The 24,611-nt window shown below is 70.4% G+C and carries 21 protein-coding genes and 1 tRNA gene; 4 read left to right on the forward strand and 18 right to left on the reverse strand.

Translation table 11 applies throughout. The features are described 5' to 3' along the window. Nucleotides 1–97 precede the first annotated feature (97 nt). The 7 genes from BM237_RS10395 to BM237_RS10430 all read right to left on the reverse strand — a co-directional run bounded on the left by BM237_RS10395 (nt 98) and on the right by BM237_RS10430 (nt 10,166). On the reverse strand, nt 98–1,393 hold the full coding sequence (locus BM237_RS10395; protein ID WP_175540962.1) for an McrC family protein: 1,296 nt from the start codon (nt 1,391–1,393) through the stop codon (nt 98–100). Continuing rightward, entirely contained in the window at nt 1,386–3,512 is a 2,127-nt protein-coding gene (locus BM237_RS10400) for an McrB family protein (RefSeq protein ID WP_093849490.1), read from the reverse strand. The genes BM237_RS10395 and BM237_RS10400 overlap by 8 nt, the downstream gene beginning before the upstream one ends. A gap of 367 nt (nt 3,513–3,879) precedes the next feature. Continuing rightward, nucleotides 3,880–4,518 carry a ScbR family autoregulator-binding transcription factor gene (locus BM237_RS10405; RefSeq protein ID WP_093849289.1) on the reverse strand — a complete coding sequence of 213 codons (639 nt, stop codon included), beginning with the start codon at nt 4,516–4,518 and terminating at the stop codon, nt 3,880–3,882. A gap of 662 nt (nt 4,519–5,180) precedes the next feature. After that, nucleotides 5,181–5,942, reverse strand: a complete 762-nt coding sequence (gene fabI / locus BM237_RS10415; protein WP_093849291.1) for an enoyl-ACP reductase FabI — start codon at nt 5,940–5,942, stop codon at nt 5,181–5,183. Between the two features lie 79 nt (nt 5,943–6,021). Further along, nucleotides 6,022–7,413 (reverse strand): MFS transporter, encoded by a 1,392-nt coding sequence (locus tag BM237_RS10420; protein WP_093849292.1) that lies wholly within the window; start codon nt 7,411–7,413, stop codon nt 6,022–6,024. A gap of 168 nt (nt 7,414–7,581) precedes the next feature. Continuing rightward, nucleotides 7,582–8,694: a fatty acid desaturase family protein gene (locus tag BM237_RS10425; protein WP_093849293.1), complete on the reverse strand. Its 1,113-nt coding sequence runs from the start codon at nt 8,692–8,694 to the stop codon at nt 7,582–7,584. 479 nt (nt 8,695–9,173) lie between these two features. Further along, nucleotides 9,174–10,166: a DUF2156 domain-containing protein gene (locus BM237_RS10430; RefSeq protein WP_093849294.1), complete on the reverse strand. Its 993-nt coding sequence runs from the start codon at nt 10,164–10,166 to the stop codon at nt 9,174–9,176. Between the two features lie 175 nt (nt 10,167–10,341). On the opposite strand from BM237_RS10430, the gene BM237_RS29250 reads away from it, so the two are divergent. After that, nucleotides 10,342–10,433 (forward strand) — tRNA-Ile (locus BM237_RS29250). A gap of 130 nt (nt 10,434–10,563) precedes the next feature. On the opposite strand, the gene BM237_RS10435 is transcribed toward BM237_RS29250, so the two are convergent. Next, nucleotides 10,564–11,202, reverse strand: a complete 639-nt coding sequence (locus BM237_RS10435) for a TetR/AcrR family transcriptional regulator (protein WP_093849295.1) — start codon at nt 11,200–11,202, stop codon at nt 10,564–10,566. 174 nt (nt 11,203–11,376) lie between these two features. Between BM237_RS10435 and BM237_RS10440 the strand changes: the two genes are divergently transcribed. From BM237_RS10440 to BM237_RS10450, 3 genes are all read left to right on the forward strand, one after another. After that, nucleotides 11,377–12,951, forward strand: coding sequence for a DHA2 family efflux MFS transporter permease subunit (locus BM237_RS10440; RefSeq protein WP_093849296.1), 1,575 nt, complete (start codon nt 11,377–11,379; stop codon nt 12,949–12,951). A gap of 75 nt (nt 12,952–13,026) precedes the next feature. Then, on the forward strand, nt 13,027–13,512 hold the full coding sequence (locus tag BM237_RS10445) for a hypothetical protein (RefSeq protein WP_093849297.1): 486 nt from the start codon (nt 13,027–13,029) through the stop codon (nt 13,510–13,512). A 332-nt stretch (nt 13,513–13,844) separates the two neighbouring features. After that, the gene (locus BM237_RS10450; RefSeq protein WP_093849298.1) at nt 13,845–14,630 is read left to right on the forward strand and encodes an AfsR/SARP family transcriptional regulator; all 786 of its coding nucleotides are present in this window, start codon (nt 13,845–13,847) and stop codon (nt 14,628–14,630) included. A gap of 359 nt (nt 14,631–14,989) precedes the next feature. Here BM237_RS10450 and BM237_RS10455 read toward each other — a convergent pair whose 3' ends face one another. The 10 genes from BM237_RS10455 to BM237_RS10500 form a co-directional block, all read right to left on the reverse strand. Next, nucleotides 14,990–16,210 carry a beta-ketoacyl-[acyl-carrier-protein] synthase family protein gene (locus BM237_RS10455; RefSeq protein WP_093849299.1) on the reverse strand — a complete coding sequence of 407 codons (1,221 nt, stop codon included), beginning with the start codon at nt 16,208–16,210 and terminating at the stop codon, nt 14,990–14,992. Beyond that, nucleotides 16,210–16,440, reverse strand: a complete 231-nt coding sequence (locus BM237_RS10460; protein ID WP_093849300.1) for an acyl carrier protein — start codon at nt 16,438–16,440, stop codon at nt 16,210–16,212. Before BM237_RS10460 ends, BM237_RS10455 begins: the two co-directional genes overlap by 1 nt. Before the next feature lie 66 nt (nt 16,441–16,506). Beyond that, on the reverse strand, nt 16,507–17,535 hold the full coding sequence (locus BM237_RS10465; protein WP_093849301.1) for a beta-ketoacyl-ACP synthase III: 1,029 nt from the start codon (nt 17,533–17,535) through the stop codon (nt 16,507–16,509). Next, nucleotides 17,532–18,515, reverse strand: a complete 984-nt coding sequence (locus tag BM237_RS10470) for a ferritin family protein (RefSeq protein WP_093849302.1) — start codon at nt 18,513–18,515, stop codon at nt 17,532–17,534. The genes BM237_RS10465 and BM237_RS10470 overlap by 4 nt, the downstream gene beginning before the upstream one ends. Beyond that, the gene (locus BM237_RS10475; RefSeq protein WP_093849303.1) at nt 18,512–19,108 is read right to left on the reverse strand and encodes a flavin reductase family protein; all 597 of its coding nucleotides are present in this window, start codon (nt 19,106–19,108) and stop codon (nt 18,512–18,514) included. Before BM237_RS10475 ends, BM237_RS10470 begins: the two co-directional genes overlap by 4 nt. Next, nucleotides 19,105–19,632, reverse strand: a complete 528-nt coding sequence (locus BM237_RS10480) for a hypothetical protein (RefSeq protein ID WP_093849304.1) — start codon at nt 19,630–19,632, stop codon at nt 19,105–19,107. The genes BM237_RS10475 and BM237_RS10480 overlap by 4 nt, the downstream gene beginning before the upstream one ends. 26 nt (nt 19,633–19,658) lie before the next feature. After that, nucleotides 19,659–20,150: an SRPBCC family protein gene (locus BM237_RS10485; RefSeq protein WP_093849305.1), complete on the reverse strand. Its 492-nt coding sequence runs from the start codon at nt 20,148–20,150 to the stop codon at nt 19,659–19,661. A 2-nt stretch (nt 20,151–20,152) separates the two neighbouring features. Continuing rightward, on the reverse strand, nt 20,153–21,436 hold the full coding sequence (locus BM237_RS10490; RefSeq protein WP_093849306.1) for an aspartate aminotransferase family protein: 1,284 nt from the start codon (nt 21,434–21,436) through the stop codon (nt 20,153–20,155). Between the two features lie 33 nt (nt 21,437–21,469). Beyond that, a complete protein-coding gene (locus BM237_RS10495) occupies nt 21,470–22,609 on the reverse strand; it encodes an acyl-CoA dehydrogenase family protein (protein WP_093849307.1) in 1,140 nt (379 codons plus the stop codon). A gap of 59 nt (nt 22,610–22,668) precedes the next feature. Then, nucleotides 22,669–24,336, reverse strand: coding sequence for an aldehyde dehydrogenase family protein (locus BM237_RS10500; protein ID WP_093849308.1), 1,668 nt, complete (start codon nt 24,334–24,336; stop codon nt 22,669–22,671). Between the last annotated feature and the right edge of the window lie 275 nt (nt 24,337–24,611).

Below are 24,611 nucleotides of genomic sequence, written 5' to 3' on the forward strand. Positions count from 1 at the left end.
TCGTGGGGTTCGCGCCGGTCCGGCAGCAGGAGGTGCCGGGAAGCCGCTGCCCGTCACCGGCCGGTTCCGCGAGGGCTGCCGGGCCGGAGGAAGCCGACTACGCCTGGTCGGTGATCGCGGTGAAGTCGGCAGCGAGTTCTCTCAGCGGTCCGGCCGCCTGGTGGGGCGGTAGGCGGGTGTCCAGGCCCAGGACCCTGATCTTTCCGAGGGTTCTTCCGCGTGGACCGGTGATGGTCAGGGTGCGGCGGGTCGGGCCCTGAGGCCCGGGGTGGACGATGGCCGCGAGAGGGGCGTCGGGAGTGGTGTAGCCGGCTATGTAGGTCAGGAGTTGGTGCCGGTCCTCGGAGTTCACGGCCTTTTCGGTGTACGTCTTGTACTTGGCGTCGATGGGCAGGAAGCGGGGCTGCGAAGCGGGAAAGCGCAGCAACACGTCGGGGACGAAGGGTTTTCTGGTCTTGCCGATGTCACCGGTCGTCCTGATCCCGTGTCCGTCGGCGCTGCTCACGTGACGGCCGCCGAACTCGATGGCTGCGTGGTGGGCCATGCGGCGGACGACCCGTTCCCACAGCACGTCCATGTTGAGGAGCATGCTGTCCGCCCGCAGTCCTCGTTCGGTCAGAAGGTCGGTGACCCCTCCCCGCTCCACGGTGAGGACGAGACGGGCCCAGGTGTGGGCGAGCCGGTAGTGCCCGTTCAGCCGTGTGTACCGGGCTCGCGCGAGCATGCGGGGTGCGTCGCCGGGGCGGGCGGGGCGGGGGAAGCGCGCTGCCGTCTCCCTCAGAGTGTGGGCGAGCGCCGGATCGGTGGCCAGGTCTGCCGCAGCGGACAGCGCGGCCCCGCAGACCAGGTTCTCCCAGACGCGCGCATCACGTTCGAAGGTACGGACGTGCAGCCGGTCGACGGCACCGTAGCGGCGAGTCGCCTGGGCACGTACGTCGAGCCGTCCGCGCAGTACCGGTTCGACCCGGTCCATTCGCCGGTAGTCGCGTCGCAGTCCGTGGTGCAGAAGGTGTAAGCACTCGGCCAGGAGGGCGGATAGCGCGATGTCGGCATAGCCGGATTCACCGATCAGCCATTTCCGGACGGTCGGCTCGTGGGGCACAGGGGTGCCCTGGGCGTAGCAGAGCCAGGTGATCAGTTGTTTTCCCGGTATGTCCAGCTTCGGGCCGAGGGCCAGCCGTACCCGGTCCAGTGCCAGTACACCGACCGTGGAGCGGGCCGTCAGGGTCCAGCCTCTACGGGTCTCCCGTAGGCCGATCTTCTTGATGTCCCGCAGGAGGGTCAGCGTGCGGAGGTCTACCTCGGTGAGTTGGTCGCGGCGCAGCTGGAGAGATTCGTGTTCCTGAACGACGAGCGGAGTCAGAGTGGTTCGCCCGGCCCGGTGGTCAGTCATCGAGGACATCACCGGTTTCGGCGAACTCGTTGGCCAGTTTGGCGGCGAGGTCCTGAGCACCCATCCGGGCGACCCGCCCCGAGGCCTGATCCACCAGTTCGCCGAGCACCGCCCTCAGCGGCTCCGGCCGGCCGAGTGCGTAGTCCTCGATCTGGGGGACGATCTCGTGGTAGAAGACCGCCTCGAGCTCCTCCTCGGTGGTGATCGGGCGGTCGTTCCACAGCAGGCACGCGTGGCCGATGCGGTGGTCCGGGCCGAACTCGGCGACCAGGCGGTCGTTGAGTACGGAGAGGAAGACCCCGAGGTCGAGGGGGCCGACGGACCCGTCGAGTGTCTCGGGGTCCGGGGGGACCTCGATGAACCCGAAGCGGCGGCGGATCGCCGCGTCGAGGTGCCCGATGCTCCGGTCGGCCGTGTTCATGGTGCCGACGACCCGGACGTTGTGCGGCACCGCGGCCCATTTCCCGCTGGTCGGCAACCTGACCGGGGTGCCCCGCTTGTCCATTTCCAGCAAGGTGACGAGTTCGCCGAGGACACGCGCCAGGTCACCGCGGTTGATCTCGTCGATGACGAGGAGGAACCGCCGGTCCGGCGCCTTCGCGGCCGCCTTGCAGATTTGCAGGAAGAGCCCTTCCTGCAACCGGAGGTTCAGCCCCGGGCCGCTTTCCGCGGGGGCGGGTTTGAACCCTTCGACGAAGTCCTCGTAACCGTAGGAGGGGTGAAAGGTCACCATGGTGACCGCCGGTACGCCGCTGCCGCCGGAGTCGCCGAGCAGGCCGGTCACCGCCGCTGAGCGGTCCGCCGCCGGTGCTTCGATCGCATCGGCCCGGTCGGCCACCGCCAGGGCCACGCTGAGCGCCAGCCGGGTCTTCCCCGTGCCGGGCGGGCCGTGGACGATGATCTGCCCCTTGCGCTCGAGGATGTCCATGGCGTACTTGACCGAGGCCGGAAGCTCGGTCAGGGCCGGATCAGGCACGGCGCCGGTGGACGGTGTCGTCCTGCGCCCTTCCCGGATACGCCGCATCAGTTTCTCGGGGACCTTGGCGAATGTCTGCCGCCAGGCGTTCTCCGGCGCGTCGAGGGTCTGCGCGTAGGAGTCGTCCCACCGCACGCCGACCGTGTGCCGGTACTCCGTGTGCTTCTCGTCGAAGGCGTAGCCTCCGGTGACCGTCCCCAGCGCGAGCACTTCGGTCGTACCGCGGTTGGCGACGACCAGGTCACCCTCCTCCAGGTCGCGGAACGCCAGCAGTTGCCGGGCCAGGCGCAGGTTTCCGCCGGCCGACCGCGGCCACTCGGCGTCCAGGGCGCTTTTCAGCTCCGTGTCACTCTCGTACTGGCCGAGGTCGCCGATCTCGTCCCATCCGACGCGGATGTACCGCCCCTCGCGGCATTCCTCCCACAGTCGGCCGCGTTCGCCCGGTGCGATCTTCCACACCGCCCGCTGACGCGGCCGCGGGTCGTAGTGCCGGTACAGGAAGCGCATCACTTCCTGCGGATGCCATCCGTCGAACACCGGCCGGTCCCGGACCAGGGAGAGCAGGTTCCGGTTGGCCTGCCAGGTGCGGACGCCTCCGTAGGTCTGGTAGGGCTTGCCGCCGAGGAGTTCGCTGAAGTGCCGTACGTGGGCGGCGGAGAAGACCGGCAGGAACTCGTCGGGGAAGTAGAGCGCCAGCGTCTTGGTGACGAGTGCCTGCCCGTACACCAGTGTGCCAAGGTCGTTGATCCTGTTGAAGTCGCCGCCCTCGGCGGCGTCGAAGGCTTCGGTGAATTCCTGGCGGACCGTGCTCCACGCCTCGAGGTGATCGAGCTTGCGCAGTGGAGCCGGGAGCCGCCATTCGCCGCTGCGGTGGCGGTAGATGATGTGCTTGGCGGCGCTCCCGCCCCGGATGCTGCCGAACGCCTCGGTTCCGTACTCCATGAGCCAGCAGAACGAGCGGGTGGTGTCCCCGTGCTGTTGCGCGCCGAGTGCGTATCGTTCCACCGGGAGGGTGGGCCAGTCCTCGCGAGGGAACTCGGTGAGCACTCGCTGACGGTCCTCGGCGGCTCTTGCGACTACGTCGGCCAGAGCTCCCCGGTCAAAGGCTTTGGCCCTCTCCACCACGTCGGTTCCGCTGTCCATGCCGTCATGGTTCCCCACGATCACCGCTCAGTATGTGTCCGGGACTGTTGACGACGCGGGACAGGCTCCGAAGCCGGCGTGCAAGGTGTTCGGTGTGCGGAACGTGCACTCCTTCCCCATGCGCAACGGGTACGCGGCCGAGGCCGACGGCGGGCGCCGGTTGGTTCGCGCCGGGACGCGTGCATCACGTGGTACAGGAGGCGCGCCGCGCAGGGTGGGTTTCCGGTCCTCACCGACGGGTTCCGGCGTGGCGGCGTTCCCCTCCGGCAACCGGGTGCCGGTCCCGGAGGGGCCGAGGGGCCACGGGACGCGTTCCCGCGCCGTACCGGCCGGCTGCCGCACACACAGCCGACCACGGTCGCGCCCCTCACGCTCGCAGGGAGTGGAAGAACAGCTCCCGCAGTTCCTGCCAGCGTCCGACTATGTCACCGTGCCTGGTGAGGGTGTGTGAAATGTGCTGTATCCCGAAGAAGGCCGCCACCAGGGCCCGTGCCGCGGAGTCGGGCCGCACACCCGTGCGCAACTGGTTCTCGGCGCGTGCGGCGTCCAGAAGATCCGTGAGCAGGTTCGTCCAGTAGACGTAGGGCGCGGGCAGTTCGGCGTTTATGGTGTCCCGGTCCAACTGCAGTTGGGTGCCGGCTTGCATGATCGGGTCGTCCCGGAACGCCAGGGCCGCGCGGTCGAGGAGTTCCTCGACGGCTTCCAGGGGGCTCAGGCCCCCGTTCCTGATCTCTTCCACCACGGGTGGCCAGCGTTCGTAGTGGCATGCGACCACGGCCGCGGCGAGGGCCTCCTTGGAACGGAAGTGGAAATAGACCGCGCCCTTGGTCATTCCGACCCGATCGGCCACGTCCTGCATCGACACGCTCCGGTAGTTGCTCTCGGAGAACAGTTCCGCGGCCTTGTCGAGGATGAGGGCGCGCGTTTGGAAGGCGCGCTCCTGCTTGAGCGCCGGGCCGTGGCGCGCGGCGTCCCGGGCGGTCTGCGGCCTGTGAGTTCCGGTCATGCCCCCAACCTCTCGCGGATGAGGCCGAGGGTATCGGGTGACGCACCGCGAGCGTGTCTCATGTGGCGGCCTGTGCGGTCCTCCCGCAGCGGAGCAGGGGGCTGTCGAGGCTGTCGGGACCGGCGGGGGCCGGGAAGCGGTTGCCCTTGCGCCGAGTCCGCCCGGAACGGTTACGCCGGCACCGCCGTGCACGCGGTCGCCGCCCGCATCGGCATGACGAAGGGCGCGCCGTACGCACGCTTCTGTTCCACGGAGGGGCCGGCGGAGGCTCTCGTCCAGCGGTTCGCCGGCGCCTGGAGGGGGTTGGGGGATGGGGGCGAGGCGCCCGGAACCGCCGCGGAGGCACTTCGCGAACCGACCGCGACCGTCTCCGGCGACCTGTGCGACGACATGTGAACCCGGGCGGCCGTCCGGCCCGTCGCCGGCGCCGAGAGCACCTGTTCCGTGAAGGCCGGCGCGCTCACCGGACTCCACCGCTGCCTCACCTCCCCGGCCGGCCGGGCGCGGCCCTCCCACGGGGCGTGGCTTCGCGGGGCCGGTGACCGGCCCTCTCCCGCGCGGCGGCGAGAGCCTCGGGAAGGGACTTCGGGAGGGACTTCGGGCGGGGCTTCGGCGGCGGGCCGGGGCCGACGACTGGGCCGTGTGAGGCGTTCCCCCGTCCCTCAGGCACCCGTCAGATGGAAGCCGCCGTCGACATGGAGGATCTCACCGGTGGTCCCGGCGAGGAAATCCGAGAGCAGAACGGCCACACCGCGGCCGGCCGGCTCGGGGTCGGCCGGTTCCCAGCCGATCGGGGCACGCTGACTCCACATCTGCGCGAGTTCCCCGAAACCGGGGATGGACTTCGCCGCGGTCGTCCTCACCGGCCCGGCCGCGACCATGTTGCAGCGGATGCCCCTGGCCCCCAGATCACGTGCGAGGTAGCGGCCGGTCGCCTCCAAAGCGGCCTTGGCCACGCCCATCCAGTCGTATCCGGGCCAGGCCACCGTCGCGTCGAAGGTGACGCCGACGATCGAGCCGCCGCGGCCCATCAGCGGCAGACATGCCGTGGCCAGTGATTTCAGCGAGTAGGCGGACGTGTGCAGGGCCGTCGAGACGTCTGCCCAGTCCGCTCCCATGAAGTCGAAGACCCCGGGAGGGCCGAAGGCGACGGAGTGCACCACACCGTCCAGCCCGTCGAGGTGCTCGCGGACTCTGGCGGCCAGGCCGTCCAGCTGCGCGCGGTCCGTGACGTCCAGCTCGACGACGGGCGCGTGTTCGGGCAGCAGCGCGGCGGTCCGTTCGACCAGGGAGAGCCGGCCGAAGCCGGTGAGAACGACCTCGGCGCCCTCCTCCTGCGCGACCTTGGCCGCGTGGAAGGCGATGGATCCCTCGGTGAGGGCGCCGGTGACCAGGACGCGCTTTCCCGCGAGGAGTCCGCTCATGCGAATTCGCTCCCTTCTGCCGGCCGTGGCCGGCCGGGTCGGTTCGGCCGGGCGAAGCCCGGCGGGGACGGGGCGGGGCTCAGGACCGCACACCGTCGACGGAGTCGCCGGTGGTGCGGTCCCCCAGAGCCAGGACCGTCACGGCCATCACGGCCATCGCGACGGCTATCACTGTGAACAGGGCACCGGGGCCGTGGCCCTCCAGCACCGGCAGCAGCACGAACGGCAGAGCGGCGGCGCTCAGTTTGGACAGTGAGTACGCGGCCCCCGAGGCGGCCGCGCGGAAGGCGGTGGGGTACTGCTCGGCGAGGTAGACGTGCGACGCGTTGGAGAAGACGTTGCTGGTGAGGGTGTAACCGAAGCCGAACGCGACCATGAGCGAGGCCGATCCCGCGTACGCGAATCCCAGTCCCGTGACGACCATCGACCCCGCCGAGGCGGCCACCAGCACCTTCCGCTCGAACCGGTCGATCACCGGGAGCGAGAGGGCCGAGCCGACCGGGTACCCCAGGAAGGTCAGCGCGGTGTACCCCAGCCCGGCCACGATGTCGTACCCCTTGGCGGCCAGGATCTGCGGTACCAGTGAGCCGAACCCGTAGTAGCCGAAGACCGACAGCACGCTGAAGGTCCACAGCATCACGGTCCGCCGCCGGTAACGGGGGTGGAAGATGACCCGGAGGCGTGTCCGTTCCGGAGTCCGGTCCGCGGCGGAGGGCGCCGGCGTCGGTTCCGCCGGGTCCGCGGCCCTCGTCTCCCCCGCGGGCGCCTGCGCCTCCATCAGCGTCACCAGGCGCTCCGCCTCCTCCGTCCGCCCGTTGGCGGCCAGCCAGCGCGGTGACTCGATCAGTCTGCGGCGCAGCAGCCACACCACGGCCGACCCCAGCGAGCCGATGACGAACAGCCAGCGCCACCCGTCGATTCCGAGCGGCGACAGGGGGACCAGCCACAGTGCGGCGAATCCCACCGCGGGGACGCCGCAGAACGCCAGGGTGTAGGCCCAGGCGATGTACCGGCCGCGTTTGGCGGCAGGAAGTACGTCCGCCAGGTAGCAGTCGGAGAGCGTCTGCTCCGCGCCGATGCCGATGCCCGCCAGGAACCGGGTCGCGATCAGCCAGGCGGCGTTCGGCGAGAAGGCTCCGAGCAGTGAGAAGCCCGAGTACAGCGCCAGGTTGACCAGGAACGCGCGGCGCCTGCCGTAGCGGTCGGCCACCCGGCCGAGCACCAGCGAGCCGATGAACTGCCCGACGAAGGCGGAGGCCAGGACCAGCTTGAGCGTGGTGCCGTCGAAGGCGAAGTCCTCCTGGAGGACTTTGGAGATGGTCCCCGAGAGGTTGTTCTCGAAGATGTCGAACAGCAGACCCACGCCGATGACCGCCGTGAGTCTGCGGTGCATCGCCGTGATCGGCATGCGATCCAGCCGGTCGCCGATCGTCGCCTTGGCGACCGGCCGGTTCCCGATGGCGTCAAGCATGGGTGCGGCAACTCCTGGGCGGGAGGGAGGCCGTGGGGCGCATCGGCGCGACGGCGCGGCACGGCCCGGACGGAGGAGGCGAACGGTGGGGGAGGGGAAGGACGGTGCGGTGACGGGCGGAGTGGCCGGCGGCCGTACCCGGTGCGGCCGCCGGCCGTCACGCTGCGCTCAGGCTGCCCGCCGGGCGGGCACGATCTCACCGCGCCGGATCGGCGCGCTGACCTTGTGCAGGTACGAGGCCACCTCGCGGTACGAGGCCCAGAAACCCACCTCGTGGTAGGGAACACCGCGTTCGGCGCAGTACTCGCGGGTCAACTCCCTGGCACGGCGCAGGTTCTTCTGCGGCATCGCGGGGAAGAGATGGTGCTCCACCTGGTAGTTGAGGCCGCCGTAGAGGAAGTCGACCAGCAGAGAGGGGCGGATGTTCCTCGAGGTGAGCACCTGCCGCTCCAGCCAGTCCAGCGTCTCCTCCGCGCCGTCGCGCACCTCCATTCCCTTGTGGTTCGGTGCGAAGATCAGACCGAAGTAGACGCCCAGCGAGGCGTGCTGCACCAGGATGAACAGCACGGCCGGCACCGGCGACAGCACGGTGAAGACGGCGGTCAGGTAGACGGCCGCGCGCAGGAGCAGCAGGGACGACTCCAGGACGGGGCGTCTGGTCTGCCCCCGCGCGATCGCCCGTACGGCGGTCCTGTTCATCTTGAAGGACTCCAGCACCAGCAGCACGAAGAAGAGCACGCTCTGGTACCGCACCACGAACCGCTGCGAACCGCTGCGGGAGGCGTACTGCTTGATGTCGAAGATCGCGGTGCGCCGGCCGATGTCCGGGTCCATGGTCAGATGGTTGGGGTTGCTGTGATGCCGGTTGTGGTGATTGACCCACCAGCCGTAGCTCACCCCGTTGACGAGGTTGGCGTGGATGTACCCGACGGCGGAGGCGGCCCGTTTGCCGCGGAACATCGCCTTGTGCCCGGCGTCGTGCCACATGAAGGCGCTCTGGCCTCCGCACAGCCCCATCCACACCGCCACCAGCAGTTGCCACCACGAATCGCCGAGGGCGAAGAACGCGACGAAACCGATGGCCAGCAGTCCGGTGTTCAGGGCCAGACGGCCGATGTAGTAGCGCGGGTCGAGATCCAGCAGCCCCTCCGCCTTGACGCGCTTGAGGAGCTCGGCGAAGCTCGCGGAGGCCCCGGCGCGGGGGTGGGCCGAGGCGGGCCGGTGTTCGTCCGGTGGCCCGGCCGCACCGGGCCGGGACCGGGATACGTGCGGAGATTGCATGGGGTGCTCTCCTAGGGCGAATGTGCCCGATGCGGGCGGCAGGGCAGCCGTCGTCACGAAGGAGACCGCACGGCGCGGACCCACGGGCCGTACCGGTGCGTTCCCGCTGCCGTTGACCGTGCCGATGCCACGCCAGTGCGGTGTTCCGCACCGGGCGTCAGGCGGGCCTACGTGAAACTCAGCCTGTCATCTGCGGCTGATGTGGCGCTGATGTCGAACTGACGGATGTCGAATTGACTGGCGAGGCCGGGTGGCGGCTCAGGCCGCCGTGGGCTCGGCGCGCAGCCGGGCGTCCAGGGACTGGAGCACGTCGTCCGCCTCGCGGGCGGTGTCCTCGTCGTCGGGGAGCCCGATGACGCGCATGAGTGACTCGACCATCGACTGGCGAAGGGCTTCTGTGCCGAGTTCGTGCGGGAGCACTGCGATCCTCCTGGTGCCGGGGACGGAAGTGAGGGGGAGCCAAGGTGTTCGCGGAGGTGTCAGAAGGCGTTGCAGGCGCGGAAGATGTGCGCGAATCCGGCCAGTGACGCGGGGCCGTCGAAAGCGACGTACTCGGGGATCAGTGTGTCCGGGGCCCACTTCTGCTTGTAGGCGAGTTGGGTCCGGGCGGGGTACAGCGCCGCCCCCTCGGCCCACAGGTGGTGCATCAGCCACTGGAAGGCCGGGCTGTACCCGGGAACCTCATGGCCTTCGTCCAGACCGGTGAAGGGGGTGAAGCCGAAGTGCAGCCATTCCACGCCCTCCGCCCCGAACACCTCGATGGCGTGTGCGTTGATCGCCTCCATCAGCCCGGGCGAGCCTCCGGGGACCCGCCGGCTCAGGTCGTGCATCCAGCCGGAACGAGCGCCGAAGACGGGGGAGTAGGAGATGTAGGCGACCGGGTCGCCGTCCACGGAGCCCATGAAGAGGCGGCGGTACCGCTGTGCCTCTCCTCCCACCTGCCCCACCAGGAACTCCAGTGGTCGTGCCCCGTTCTTGGAGCCCAGCCAGGCGTCGTCGATCGCGGCGAGCGCGTCATGCCGCTCGTCGGCGGCCACCTCCTGGATCCGCAGCCCGTTGCGGTATGCCCTGGAGATCTTGTTGCGCAGCTGCATGAAGCGGGTGCCGCGCAGTGAGAACCCGGGCAGGCGCACCGCCCACGAGGCACCGATCTGGTTGACGGTGTATCCGCGGCGTGCGTAGACGTCGGCGTCGGCGCGCTGCAACTGCACGGCGACCAGTCGCAGCCCCTGGGCGCGGACGTGGCCGGCGAAGCGGTCGAGGAGGGCCTCGTACGACTCCGGCGCGGTGAACGGGCCGCCGAACTGGACCACGTACCGTCCCGTGCGCCGGTAGACGATCACGCCGTCCGCGTCCGGTGCGGTGAAGACGTCGTTGCCCGTGTTGAGAGCCAGGAACGAACTGGGGTTCTCGGCCCGGGTGTGTGTCATGACAGCCCGGAGAACCGGGTTGTCCGTTGCGGTCACGGACATATCCACGCTCCCTTCCGACGGAATTTCCGCCATGGAGAGTAGAGCACCGGGAAGCAGGTCCCAGGAAGGGGCTCCGAAGTATTCTTTCGGTATGTCAGCGGGGCGTCAGCCGAATATCAGGAAGACCTGCCAGAGTATTTGATGTGAACGGCGCGGGAGACCGGGCCGGGAGCGAGGAGAGGTGCCCGGAGTGGCTTATCGGGGACTCGGGTTATACCCGGAGTCGGGTCTTCACGGCCCACGCAGGTTCGAATCCTGCCCTCTCCGCCGGTCGATTCCGTGATTTCCCCACCGAAAACCCCCGCGAGTGGGGAAAAAGCTTCGGCGCACCACGTGGGAGCGTGGTGCGCCGAAGCTTTTCACCGTCTTTCCGTCCGATGGCCTGCGGGCCGGAGGATCATCGGTCGCCGGCTTTCTCCTTCAGGTCGTGATCGCCGAGCGTCCGGTGGGCGAGTTCGAGCACGCTGCGGGTGACTTCCGCGGTGTCGATGGGAGTCCGGCGGGCGATGAGGTCGTCCAGCAGGCCGTCGGCCGCGTGGTAGACCATGCGGAAGGCCCAGTCGGGGTTGTGGCACCGGAACGCGCCCGCGGTGGCTCCCCGGCTGACGAAGTCGCACATGAGGTCCACCACCCGGGCGTTGGACTCCTTGCACAGTTCCAGCGCCTTGGCGTTCGCCGACCCGTAGACGATGCGGTGCAGTCCGGCGTTGTCCACGGCGTGCTCGATCAGGGTGATCAGCAGCTCGTCGATCGTCGGCCACCACGCCTCTCCCTTGGCGAGGATCTCCTCGGTGGTGGCGACGAAAGCGTCGACGTACTCCTCCCACAGGGCGCCGAGAGCGTGATCCTTGGTTTCGAAGTACGCGTAGAAGGTGCCTTTGCCGATGTCGGCGGCCTCGGCGATGTCCACGATCTTGGCGTCGGCGAAGCCGATCGTCTCGAACACCTCGCGGCTGGCGCGCAGGATGTCCGCTCTGCGCTCCTCGGGGCTCTTGACGACCCTCTTGCGCCTCTTTCGGACCGTCGGCCGGGTCATCACGCACACCTCCTGTCGGTCACCCCTCCACCCTACATGACCGACCGGCGGTCGATTGACTGACCGGCGGTCAGTCAATTACGGTCGTCGCGTCGTGAGGGGCGCCTCCCCGGCTCCTCGCGCCTCCCTGGCCAGGGCTTCCAGCTTCCGCTTCCGCGCGAACGCGAGGACGACATGACAAGTCACAACCCGGCCGCAGCCCGCGGCAAAGGCCCTCTGCTGACCTTCATCTGCGTCGGCATCTTCATGGTCTATCTCGACTCCACGATCGTGAACGTCGCGCTTCCCGCCGTACAGCGCGATCTGTCGACCGACATCACCCAGCTCCAGTGGGTCATCGACGCCTATGCCCTGGCGGTGGCGTGCCTGCTGCTCACCGCCGGCACACTGGGCGACATCCTGGGGCGCAAGCGCATCTTCCTCGGCGGCCTCGTCGGCTTCCTCGCCGCGTCCGTGCTGTGTGCCGCCGCGTCGAGCTACGAGTTCCTGCTGGTCGCCCGAGTCCTGCAGGGCGCCGCCGGATCGATCATGATCCCGGTCTCCCTGGCCCTCATCTCCGGCACCTATCCCGAGCCCGCAGCTCGGGCCCGTGCCATCGGCGTCTGGGCCGGTGTCGGCGGACTGGCCCTGGCCGCGGGCCCCGTCCTCGGCGGTCTGCTGGTGGACTCCCTCGGCTGGCAGTCGATCTTCTGGGTCAACGTGCCGGTCGGCCTGGTCGCGCTCGCCGCGCTGGTCCGCATGCTGCCCGAGAGCAGGTCGCCGGTCGGACGCCGCGCCGACGTCGTCGGCCAGCTCCTGTTCATCGCCGCGATGGCAGGCCTGGTCTACGGCCTGATCGAGGCCAGCGCCGAGGGCTGGGGCGCCCCCGTCATCCTCGGTTCCTTCGCGGCGGCCGCCGTCGCCCTGACCGCCTTCGTCCTGTGGGAACTGCGCCAGGACGACCCGATGCTGCCCATGGGCCTGTTCCGGAGCCCCGTGCTGGTGGTCGCCGGAGCGGTGAACTTCCTCGGTCTGTTCGGACTCTACGGAAGCATCTTCCTGCTCACCTTCTACCTCCAGCAGATCAACGGACTGTCCACCATCGAGACCGGTGTCCGGTTCCTGGCCCTGAACCTGGCGATCATGCTCTTCTCCTACGTCGCGAGCGTCCTCGCCGCCAGGTACGGCCCCAAGATCCCCATTCTGATCGGATCGGCGGCCAGCGCGGTCGGCCTGTTCCAGTTCTCCCGGCTGGAGCCGGGGGGCGGCTACGACAGCTACTGGTGGGCCATGGCACTGCTCGGGGCGGGCGTCTCCCTGGTGGGGGCCCCGGCCACGGTCGCCCTGCTCTCCTCCGTCCGTCCTGAGCAGGCCGGTACGGCCTCCGGGGTCTCCAACACCTTCCGCCAGGTCGGGAGCGTCTTCGGTGTCGCCCTGACCGGCACCCTGCTGGTCCAGCACCTGGGCGACGCCGTCCCCGGCGCGCTCTCCTCGATCGACATGACCGCCGCCCGGCGCGACCGGGCCGTCGAGGCCCTCTCCAGTGGCGACCTCGGCGCCATCGGCGACCTGCCGGCCCGGCTGCAGGGCCCGGTGATGGACGCGGTGGCCCCGGTCTTCACGGACGGGCTGCGCATCGGCTTCGCCGCGGCGGCCGTCGGCACCATCGTCGGCGGGCTGTTCGCGCTGGTCGTCCTGCCCGGCCGGGGGAAGCGGCCCACCACGACGCCCGCTTCCCCCGCTCCCGCCTCACGCGTTACCACCGGGTGACGCCGGACCGGCGGCCCCGGTGCCGTCCGGTCTCGCGGGCTTCCCGACCGTCCTCGCCTTCACCCGGAGTCTCACGTGGATACCACAACCCTCGCCCTCGCCTACGAGAAGCTGCTGGCGGCCGCCGAGTCCGTAACCGACGACAGTCCCCTGCCGGACGCCGACCGTGCGCAGGTCGACTGGGTGCTGGCGCACGTCGCGCTGAGCGACCGCGCCCTCGCCGGTGCCGCGCGTCAGGTTCTGGCCGGTGAGCCGGCGCGCATCGACAATGCGCCGGCCATGTCGAAGACGGCGATCGCCTCTCTGCTGGCCTCCACCACGCACGAGGAGCGGACGGAGATGGTGCGCCGCAACGCGATGGAACTGCTCGGTCTGCTGGAGCGGACCCCCGACGCGGGGGTGGGGGCGGCCGTACAGGCGCGGCTCGTCGACCGCGGGGGCAACGAGGTCTTCGACGACGTCCTGATGTGGGGGGATGTGATCCGCATGAGGGCCGAGGAGCACATCCCCGGTCACGCCGCGAACCTCGCCTCCCGGGTCCGGAACACGGGGCGGACGTAGTCCGGCCGTGCTCCGGCGCCGCCCGGTCGCGGGTACCGCGGCCGGGCTCGTGCCCTCCCGGGAAAGGGGTCGGAAACCGACTGTCACGGGTCTTAAAAATACCTTCCAGTGGGAATTTTTTCTGGGAGGATCAGCGGGACGGAAAGTGCCGGACCCGCCCCGGGGCACGCGCCCGGGGCGGGTCCGGCGCGGTCGACAGGGCTGCGGCGCGGTGTTCTCCCGTGCCCGGTCGATCCGCCTCTCCGGTCGATACGCCCGCGGGTGGCGACTCGCTGTGCCAGGACCGTGCCACACCACTGATTTCCGCTCAGAGAACGGTGAGGGAGAACAGCGTGCTGAACTTCTCGATACTGGGAGCGTTGGAGATCCGTACCCCCGGAGGGCAGGTCGAGATCCCGGGCGACCTCCAGCGGACGCTCGTTCAGGTACTGCTCGCCGGTGAGGGCAGGCACCTCTCCGGTGAGACGCTCGTCGAGGAAGTGTGGGGGAGCGCTCCCCCGGGTAATCAGACCAACGCGCTTCAGGCGCACATCAGCAGAATCCGTCGCAGGCTCAGGGCGCTGGAGCCGGAGCGGCGGCCGTCCCGCCTGGTCACGAACCCGGCTGGATACCGGCTGGTCGTGGAGGACGGTGAGCTCGACGCCGCGAACTTCGTGCGCGACGTCCAACGGGCGGAGGAGATGCTTCTCTCCGATCCGGCCGGTGCCTCCCGACTGCTGCGCTCGGCTCTGGCCATGTGGCGGGGACCGGTCTTCGGCGACCTGCCCGGCGGCCCCATGTGCCGGATGGTCGCCGTCCGCTACGAGGAACACCGTCTGTGGGCCATGGAGCTGTACTTCGACGCCGAACTGAGTCTCGGGCGGCACAAGGGCATCCTGGCCCAGTTACGGGAGACCCACATCGATCACCCTTTGAGAGAACGTTTCTGCGAACAGTTGATGGTCGCCCTCTACCGTTCCGGTCGCCAGGTCGACGCCCTTGCGACCTACCGGAACATGTGGAAGCGGCTCTCGGAGGAACTCGGTGTCCAACCCTCGCCGTCGCTGCGCCGTGTCGAGCACGCCATCCTGTCCCACGACCCGGTGCTGACCGCCGCCGACGCGACGCTCCGGCAGTAGGGCGTGTTGTGAAAGTAGCGTCGTGCGCCCGCAGGGACACCCCTCCGTTCCCCACGGCCCCCGGCACACGCCCGCGTGCCGGGGGCCGTACGCGCCCGGCTCGGCGCGGAAGCAGGGGGATGCGGGCCGGTAGCCGGTGTACGCCGGCGAGGGCCCGCGGGGAGCGGGCCCTCGCCGGGGGCCGGACACGTCGGTGGCACCTCCGCGGTGGGGACGAGGAACGGTTCACGGCCGCCGGCGTCCGCCTCGAACGGGTTCCCGGCGGGCTCGGGGGAGTCGTCCGGCCCCCGTCGGGGCGGCCCGGTCGGCCCGGATCGGCCGCCGTACGGCATCCGGCATCCGGCGGCCGCCGGACGAAGTCACGCGGCGGCGACGGCCAGCACGGCGTTCTGGCCGCCGAACCCGCAGGAGTTGCTCAGCGCGAAGTCGATCGGGGACCGGGCGGCGGTGTCCGCGACCCGGATGTCCATGCGGGGATCGAGCGTGTGCAGATTGGCGGTGGGCGGCACGAGCCCGTGCTCCACGGCCAGGACCGTGAAAGCGGCCTCCACCGCACCGGCCGCCCCCAGCAGGTGCCCGGTCACCCCCTTGGTCGAGGTGACCACCGGGTCCCCGGTCAGGGTCCGGCGCACCATGACCGCCTCGGCCAGGTCGTTGAGGGGGGTGGAGGTGCCGTGCGCGTTGAAGTGCTCCACGTCCCCGGGGGCCGCCCCCGCGTCGGCCAGGGCCGCGCGCACGGCCAGCTCGGCTCCGGTGCCGTCCGGATGCGGGGAGGTCATGTGGTGCGCGTCCGCGGACGCACCGTAGCCCACGATCCGGCCGTGGACGTGCGCGCCGCGGGCCCGTGCGTCCACGGCGCGCTCCAGAACCAGGACTCCGGCACCCTCGCCCGCGACGAACCCGTCGCGATCCGCGTCGAAGGGACGCGAAGCCGCCGCCGGGTCGTCCTCACGGCGCGACAGGGCGCCCATCTGGGCGAACCCGGCCATCACCAGAGGTGTGATCATGGCCTCGCTGCCGCCCGCCAGGACGGCGTCGCACCGGTGGAGCGCGAGCAGGTCGCGGGCCGTGCCGATGGCGGTGGCCCCGGAGGCGCAGGCCGTGGCCACCACGAGGTTGGGGCCGGTCGCACCGAACTCGATGGCCGTCTGACCGGCCAGCATGTTCGGCAACTGCATCGGCAGCAACAGGGGCGAGACGGCTTTCGCGCCCCGTTCGCCCAGCACGTGGTGCTGGGCCTCCACCGTCCCCGGGCCACCGTCGGCGCACCCCAGCACCACGCCGACCCGGGCCCCGTCCCACGTCTGCGGGTCGAGGCCCGCGTCGGCCAGTGCCTCCCGGGCGGCCACCAGCGCGAACTGCACGAACGGGTCCAGCCGCAGTGCCCGGCGCGCTCCCAGCAGTCGCTCGGCGTCAAAACCGGGCACCCGGCAGGAGATCCGTACGGAGTTGTCCCGGAGGGCCGGGTCGACCGCGGCGGTCGGCCGCCCGGCGCGGACCGCCTCCCAACTGGGCCCGGTGCCGATGCCACCGGGGGTGACCAGGCCGATTCCGGTGACGGCGACGTCGATGCCGGTCATCAGACCTTCGCGCTCCGCTCCTCCATCAGGCGGACCATGTCGCCGACGGTCTCCGCCTCCAGCAGGTCGTCGTCGCTGATCTCGAGTCCGAGCTCGGACTTCAACAGCAGCGACAACTCGACGACGGCCAGTGAATCCAGTTCGATGTCCTCTCGGGTCGCGTCGGCGGTGATCCGGTCCGGGGAGACCTTGAGCTTGTCCGCGAGAATGCTCTTGAGCCGCTCGAACATGATGCTTCCTCCCAGGTGGGTCCCCGGCCGCGGCCGGGGAAAGGGGTGTTTCGGTGCGCGGTGCGGTCAGAAGGTGCCGACCTCGGGCCACACCAGGGTGGTCGCGCCCCAGGCCAGCCCGCCGCCGAACGCCGTGAGCAGCAGCCGGTGGCCCGCCGCCAGCCGGCCCGCCCGGGCGGAGTGGGCCAGCAGCAGCGGAATGGAGGCGCCGCCGGTGTTGCCGACGTGTTCGATGTTGGACAGCCGCCGCCCTTCCGGAATCTCCAGCCGGTCGGCGACCGTGGTGAGGATGCGGGCGTTGGCCTGGTGCGCGGCGAAGCGGTCCACGTCCGCCATGCCGCGCCACCCTGCTTGCTCCACCGCCTGCCGGGACGCGGTGGTCATGTGCTCGACCGCGTGACGGTAGGTGTCACGGCCGTGCATCCGGAAGAAGAGGTCCTCCGGCGCGGCCGCCAGCCCCGTCGAGCGCTGGCGCGAACCGCCGGCCGGCACCTCGATGAGATGGCCGAGCTCGCCGTCGCTGCCCAGGACCATCGGACCGACGGCCCCCGGCTCGTCGGCGTGTCCCGCTCTGAGCACCGCCGCCCCCGCACCGTCCGCGAAGATCACCGCGGTGGTGCGGTCTGCCGGATCGACGATGGTGGTGAACGCGTCCGCGGCGATCAGCAGGACCCGGTCGGCGATCTGTGCCGCGATCAGGCCCGCCGCCGCGGCCAGACCGTAGAGGAAACCGGAGCACACCGCCGCGACGTCGAACGCCGCCACCGTCCCCAGGCCGAGCCGGGCCGCCACCTCGGGTGCGGTGGCCGGACAGGGCCGGTCGGGTGTGGTGGTGGCCAGCACGAGCGCGTCGACCCGCGGTTCGTCCGCCGACTTCAGCGCCCGCCCCCCGGCCTCGACGGCCAGGTCCGAGGTGGCCGTGCCGGGGGAGACCATGTGACGGGCGGTGATCCCGGTGCGGGTGCGGATCCACTCGTCCGAGGTCTCCAGCCGCGCCGTCAGCTCCTCGTTGGTCACCCGCGTCGGCGGTACGTACCCGCCGACGCCGGTGAGCACCGCCGAGCGCCCGGGCGGGACGGCTATTGAAGTGGTCATGCCCCACTCCCCGGGCTGGAGAGCACCTCCACCGGAAGGTTCATGTAGGCCATGCGGGCTTCGGCCATCTCGTCGGTCCACCGCTCGGCCATGTCGTAGCGCTGCTCGGGCGTGGTGTCGAGCATCCGCACGCCGGGCCACAGCTCGTAGTCGCCGATCCTGTCGGCGTGCTCCAGCATGCCCTCCTGGAACAGTTCCTCGCGGTGGATGACGAACTCGCGGTCGGGGATCTCGTCCCACAGCCTGGCGCCGGCCCGCAGGATCTCCAGCAGCCGTGGCCGGTACCCGGGGTTCCGGGCCACATGGTCGCGCAGGATGGTGCTGGCCACGGTCAGATGGCGGATCTCGTCGATGGCGGTGCCCCGCGAGATCTCCCCGGTGGCGGGGGACAGGGGAGTCCACTTGCGCTCGCTCAGCTCGGCGGCGGGCGCGAGCACCCCCTCGATGACGATGGCGAACACGGCGACACCGCCGGCGAAGTCGGCCTTGTCGCGGACGATGTCCAGGGTGAAGTCCACCACCGGCTGGAGAACGCGACGCCGGTAGTCGGCCCCCATCTCGTCGATGTCCTCCAGCAGGGTCCCGGCGGGCTGTCCGAGTTCCACCAGGTGGTTGCGGAAGACCCGGGCGTGGCGGGCTTCGTCGATGAGCTGGGTGGCGTAGAACTCCAGTTCCGGTACGCCGGGCGCGATGGAGACGTAGTGGCCCAGCAGCCGGGTGGCGATCTCCTCGGCCATCCCGCGGAAGCCGAACTCCAGGACGAGCGCGTCCCGAAGCGGTCCGGGCTTCTTCAGGAAGTCGGGGACGAGCGCGTCCTTGTGGTGCCCGGTTTCACCCCGGTCGCGCAGCGTCCCCTGCGCCACCGAGGTGATCCAGTAGGCGAGGTCGCACTCCTCGGGGCCGAGCGTGAGCTCCTTCGCGCCGTCGAGCAGACCCGGCGCCCTGTCCCAGTCGGCCTCGGGGGCCACGGATTCGTTCATGTCGTGCTCTCCTTTCCCGTCCGATGGTCCGGGCCCGTCTCGGGCACCGGGCTGAGGCGGCCGGTGAACAGGCCTCCGGCGTAGCTGAGCAGCGGTTCCCCCTCGCCGACCGCCGTCCTGGTCACATGGCCGAGCAGGACTTCGTGGTCACCGATCCGGGGCCTGCCGAAGACACGGCAGGCGTAGTGGGCCAGGCCCCCCTCCAGCCGGGGAGCCCGGGTGTACGGATCCGTCGTCCACGGCCAGTGCGCGAACTGCGCTTCCCCGTCGGGACGGTCGGGATCGGCGAAGTAGCGGGCCATGTCCGTCTGGGAGGCGTCCAGGACGTTGACGGTGAACCGCCCCTCGGCGGCGGCCAGCTCCGCCAGGAGGGACCCCGACCGCAGACACGCTCCCAGCAGCAGCGGCTCGCGCGAGACGGTGCCGATGTTGCTCACGGTGGTGCCGTGCGGCCGCTCCGCGTGGCGAACGGTCAGAACCGACACGGGAGAGGCGAGGCGGTACAGCGCGCGCCGCCGTCGGAGCCTGCTCGGCACGTCGGCCGCCTCCCGTACCGCGGCCGGCCCGGCGAGCGGCCTGGCCGTGGTGCTCATCGCACCGTCTCCGGACGACCCCGCGCGGGCCGGATGTGCCCGACCGGCGCCGGGTCGGACGTGTGCCCGGCCGATTTGGGATGCGTGACCCCCAGGTCGTCCAGCAGCCGCAGGTAACCGGGCTGCCGGACCGGCTCGAAGGGCAGCGCGAAGGACTTCGTGAAGTTGCCGAACAGCCCCCGGTCGCCGAACAGGTGGAAGGGCAGCGCCAACAGCGCCCACTCCGGCCCGATCAGCCAGCACCACAGCGCCGCCACGGCAGCCTGGGTGATGAGGCTGTGCATGATGTTGTACAGAACGTAGTAGACCTTGGAGATCGGCCGCCCGCCGCTGCGCCGGAACGCGATGGCTCCGGGGATGTAGCCGATCAGGTCGATGTGGAGGAACAGGACGATCGCCGGCAGCCAGCGGATCTCGTCGAGGTGGGCGATGATCAGCCCGGTGGCGACGGCGAAGCCGACCAGGTACTCGGCCCGGTGGAGGGCGAAGGTTCTCGGTGTCTCGAAGGGGTTGGCCTGATCCACGGCTCAGCTCCTGACGGAGAAGGATGTCATGCGGCGACCGGGCCCAGCCCGGAACCGCTCAGGTCGATACCGGTGTCCTGCAGCTCGGTCCGGGGGAACAGCCCGGTCACCGCCCAGGCGACGGTCTCCTTGATGACCCGCTCGGCGATCGGGTCGAGGATCCCCGCCAGGCTGGGGATGCCGAAGTCGAAGTCGGCCGCGAACAGCACCCGGGTGTCCGGCCCGTCCTGCCGGAGCGTCCAGGTCCCGCCGAAGCTGTCGAAGTCGCCGTCGGTCTGCTCGAAGCCGATCTCCAGCTCCTCCCGGCGGAAGTCGTCCCGCTCGGTCCAGCGCAGCAGTCCACTGCGGAAGTGCAGCTCCCAGCTGGAGGAGCACTCGGGTGAGGGGAAGGCGGCGTGCACGGTGGTGGCGTTCACGTGCGGCGCCAGCTTCGGGTACTTCTCCCACCGGCTGACCGCGTCGAAGACGTCCACCGCCCGCTCGGAGCGCACCACGGCCTTCAGTTCCACGTGTCGCAAGATCAGTTACCGCCTTCCGGCATTCTGGCCGCTCCCCGGACGAGGTCGCGGGTGGCCTTGTCGAAGGAGTCGACGAGGTGGTCGACATCGCTGTCGGTGAGGATCGCGGGGGGCGTGAACCGTACGACCGAGCTGCCGTTCATGGAGTGGTTGGCCACCACCCCGTGGTTGAAGAGCTCGATCAGCAGCTCGCCGGCGATTCCCGCCTCCACCAGCTCCACGCCGATCAGCAGGCCCTGCCCGCGTACGTCGACCACCAGGTCCGGGATGTTGCGGTGGGCCGTCTCGGCTATCCGCGGCAACAGCCGCGCGCCCAGGTCCATGGCCCGGGAGACCAGCCGCTCCTCCTCGATCGCGCGGATCGCACCCTTGACGGCGGCCATGAGAAGCGGCTGCCCGGAGAAGGTGGAGGTGTGGACGTAGGGGTCCTTGTCGAAGGGGCGGAACGCTTCGCGGCCGGCGATGGCCGCCGACACCGGAAGCACCCCTCCGCCCAGCGCCTTTCCGGCCAGCAGCACGTCGGGCACGATGCCCTCCGTGTCGGCCCCCCACCACTCGCCCAGCCGTCCGAAGCCGGTCTGGATCTCGTCCAGGATCAGGAAGCCCCCGTAGGAGCGGACGAGTTCCTCGACCTTCTTCAGGTAGCCCTTGGGAGGGATGATGACGCCGCCCTCCCCCTGGACGGGTTCGAGGATGACGCAGACCTCGCCGGGGTGGGCGGACAGCTCCGCCTCCAGCGCGTCGGCGTCGCCGAACGGCAGGTGCAGGAAGTCGGGTACCAGTGGCCGGAACGGCTGCTGGTAGACCTCCTTGGCCGTGGCCGACAGCGCGCCGAGGGTCTTGCCGTGGTAGCCGCCGTGCATCGACACGGTGCGCTTGAAGCCGCCCGCACGGGCCAGCTTGAGACCGGTCTCCACCGCCTCGGCGCCGGAGAGGGCGAAGTGCACCCGGTCCAGCCCCCGCGGCACCACCGACACCAGCGCCTCGGCGGCCCGTGCCACGGTCGGTTCCAGCAGGATGCGGGTCGCGGTGGGATGCCGGTGCAGCTGGCGTTCCACTTCCTCCATCACCACGGGGTGGCGGGAGCCCATGATGAACACGCCGTAGCCGCCCGCGTTGAGGAACCGTTCCCCGTCGCTCGTGGTCAGCCACGCTCCGGACGACTCGACTTCCATGTGGCTGCCGAACAGCTCGGCGAGCGTGGCCCTTCCTTTGCTGAGATGGGCCCGGTACAAGCCGAGGATCTGCTCCTCGGTGTCGACCGGGGCCTCCTGGATCACGGTCACGGATCATCACCTCCGATGGCGTACGGTGGGACGTCAGGCAAGTTCGAGGGGCGCGCCGTCGAACCAGCGCAGCAGGGGCTCCGCGGTGGCGCCCCAGGACGGCGGGTGGAAGGCCAGCGGACGCGTGGACGCGGCCAACTGCGCGAAGTGGGAACCGCGGATGAAGTCCAGCCCGCCCAGCAGTTCCAGGGCCCGGTTGGCGATCGACGGCAGTGTCTGCTGCAGTCGGTAGCGGACGACCAGCACTCCGGCGACCGCCGCCTCCCCGCGCAGCCCGTCCCGCACGGCCCGGGCGGCCCCTTCCAGAAGACCGAACGACGACTCGCTCTCCACGGCCAGGGCGGCGCGGTCGGCGCCGCTGCCGCGCCCGCGGCGCAGCACCTCCTCGACCAGAGCGGCGGCGGCCCCCGCGTAACCGGCGCAGATCAGCATCTCGAACCAGACGAAGCCGGCGGTCTGCAGGTCGTCCAGAAGGCGGGGGTCGTCCGCCGACGTCCGCACCACCAGCTCGGACGGCACGAAGACGTCGTCCAGACGCACCTCGTCGCTCTCCGCGGCGGCCAGCAGCGTGTTGCCCCAGAAGGGGCGCACGGTCAGGCCGGGGGAGGAGGCAGGGATCAGCGCCAGTGCCAGCTCCGGCCCGCCGTCCGGGCCCGGCACGGCGATGGACGCGGTGAGCAGGTCCATCGAGCGCGACAGGCTGCACGGCTTCTTCGAGCCCGACAGAAGGTAACCGCCGTCGGCCGGCCGGGCCGTCACCGTCGGGGCGAGGATGTTCTGCCGGGTGCGCCCCTCGGCCCACCCGGAGGCCATCAGACCGCGTCCGGGGACGATGCCGTGCAACAGCTCCGTCTGGGCCGCGGTCAGCCTCCCGTTCCGCTCCGCCAGCGAGTACAGCATGGCGACCGTGAAGTGGTGCATCGTCACGGCGGCCGCGAGGGATGGTGAAAGCGCCCCCAGGGCCCGCTGGACATGGACGGCTTCCAGGGGGTCGGCGCCCTGCCCCCCGTACTCGGGGGGAACGAGCAGGCCGGTCCCCCCGTGGTCGCGGAAGAGGCCGATCACCGGGCTGCCGGTCCTCTCCCGTTCGGCGGGGGGGACCTCCTCCAGGGCCTTCACCAGCCCCGGGTGGTGTCGCTCGCACGCGGCGCGGGCGTGATCGAGGGAGCGCACGGAAAACCTCCGGTGTCGAAGGGGAAGAGGAGGGGGAAGGCGAGGGAAGGCCGGTCGGGTCAGACGCCGAAGACGGCCTCGTGCGGGCTGATGCCGCGGGCGATGCTCACGCCCTGGACGTGCGAGGTCTTGAGCATCGGGTAGTTGGCCTCACCGAAGGCGCCGCCGGTCAGCCCGGTTCCGCCGTGGCTGGGCAGGTAGGGCAGGAACCCGATGTGGGAGTCGTTGACCTTCAGCAGGCCGCCGTTGCCCACGCGCCGCACGAAGTGGTCGATCACGGTCCCGGAGCGTGCCCACAGGGAGTTGCGCAGCCCGTACTCGTTGGTGTTGACGAAGTCGATGAACCGGTCGAGGAGTTCGCCGTCGGGAGCTTCCTCGGGGACGATCACCGGAATGAGCGGGAAGAAGGTCTCCTCGCGCACCAGGTCGTATTCGCGTGCCCGGGCCAGGCCCGTGACCTTCACCACGGTGGGCTGGAGGAAGACACCCGTCTCCGACGGGGTGCCGTCCACCTCGGTGCGCCGGCCTCCGGTGATCACCTCGCCACCGTTCTCCTCGGCCTGGCGCAGCAGACGGAAGAACCTTTCGCTGCGGCGTACGGGGGAGAGCAGGACGTCGTCGTCCTCCGGGAAGCCGGGGCGGATCCGTTCGGCCCGCCTTTCGAGTTCGGCGATGAGCGCGTCGGCGACCGCCGGGTGCGCGAGCACGTAGTTGGGCACCATGCAGATCTGGCCGGAGCCGTAGAAGGCCTCGGTGACGGCCTCGGCCGCATGCCCGACGTCGGCGTCGGCCCACACCACGATGCCGTCGTTGCCGGCCAACTCGAGGATGGGCTTCTTGCCGTGGGCGACGCAGCGTCGCTCGAACTCCATCCCCTCCTTGCTGCCGCCGATGTAGAAGATGTCGTGGATCAGCGGGCTGGCCACCCAGCGGTCCAGCATCTGCTTGGGATTGCCGCACACGGCGTTGAGCACACCGGGCGGGGCTCCGATCTCGTCGAGCAGAGGGGCCACGACGTCCCGCAGCAGCCACATGGTGCTCAGCGCGATGCTGCGCGGAGCCCGTACGACGACCGCGTTCCCGGCCATCAGGCACAGGACGGCCAGGGCCGCACTGGGCAGGGGCGCGTTCTGCGGTGGATTGAGGGCGACGACGCCGTCCGGCTGTCTGCGCACGATCAGCCGCCGCCCGCTGTGTTCGAACTCGGTGTGCATCTGCTGCCGGTACCAGCCGAGGCTCTCCTCGCTGTAGATCTGCAGCAGACAGCTGAGCTCCCAGCGGGCGAGTTTGGCGGGGTGCGCCTCGGCGACCAGCATGTCGATGAACTCGTCCTGCCGGCGCACGAGTTCATCGCGGAAGAGGGTTCCCAGCCGCATCCGGCGGTCCAGCGGTACGGCCGCCCAGCCGGGCGCGGCCGCGGCGGCCGCCTCGGAGGCCAGGTCGATGGCGGACTCGCCGGCGACCGCGCAGCGGCCCACCACGTAAGGGTGCGAGGCGGCGTCGGAGTCCGGGTCCTGCTCCAGCGACCTCTTCAGGCTGACGCTGGTGAAGACGTCTTCGAGCAGGGACCGGCCGCTGACCGTGTAAACCCAGCCGTCGCCCTCGATGTCCTTTCCGGCGATGTAGAGCTTGTAGCTGCGAAATGGTGTGTCGCTTCTTCCTCCGGCGACGGCCTCGGACGGGGAACCCCCGGAGGCTGTTTCCTCTGCTGGTCCGTCGAGGATCATTGTCAGGCCTTTCCGATCGCTCGCTTTTCCATCCGGAACGGCAAGTACGACACCGGTTGTCCATGAATTCGGGAACCGTGACGTCGCGCTTTCGGCTCGTCCGGCTGTCTGCGTTCGAAGCACGTCGATCCTGTCAGCGCCGTCTGACTCGCAACTGACGCCTGACTGACCCTGCGAGGTGGGAGTCACCGGTTCCCCGGGACCGACGGTGCGGGCGCAGGGCGAAGGAAGCGCAGGACAAGAGCGGGGAAGCGACCCTCCGGGCTTCCGGCCGG

Source organism: Streptomyces mangrovi, assembly GCF_900114215.1.
Classification (GTDB): domain Bacteria; phylum Actinomycetota; class Actinomycetes; order Streptomycetales; family Streptomycetaceae; genus Streptomyces; species Streptomyces barkulensis.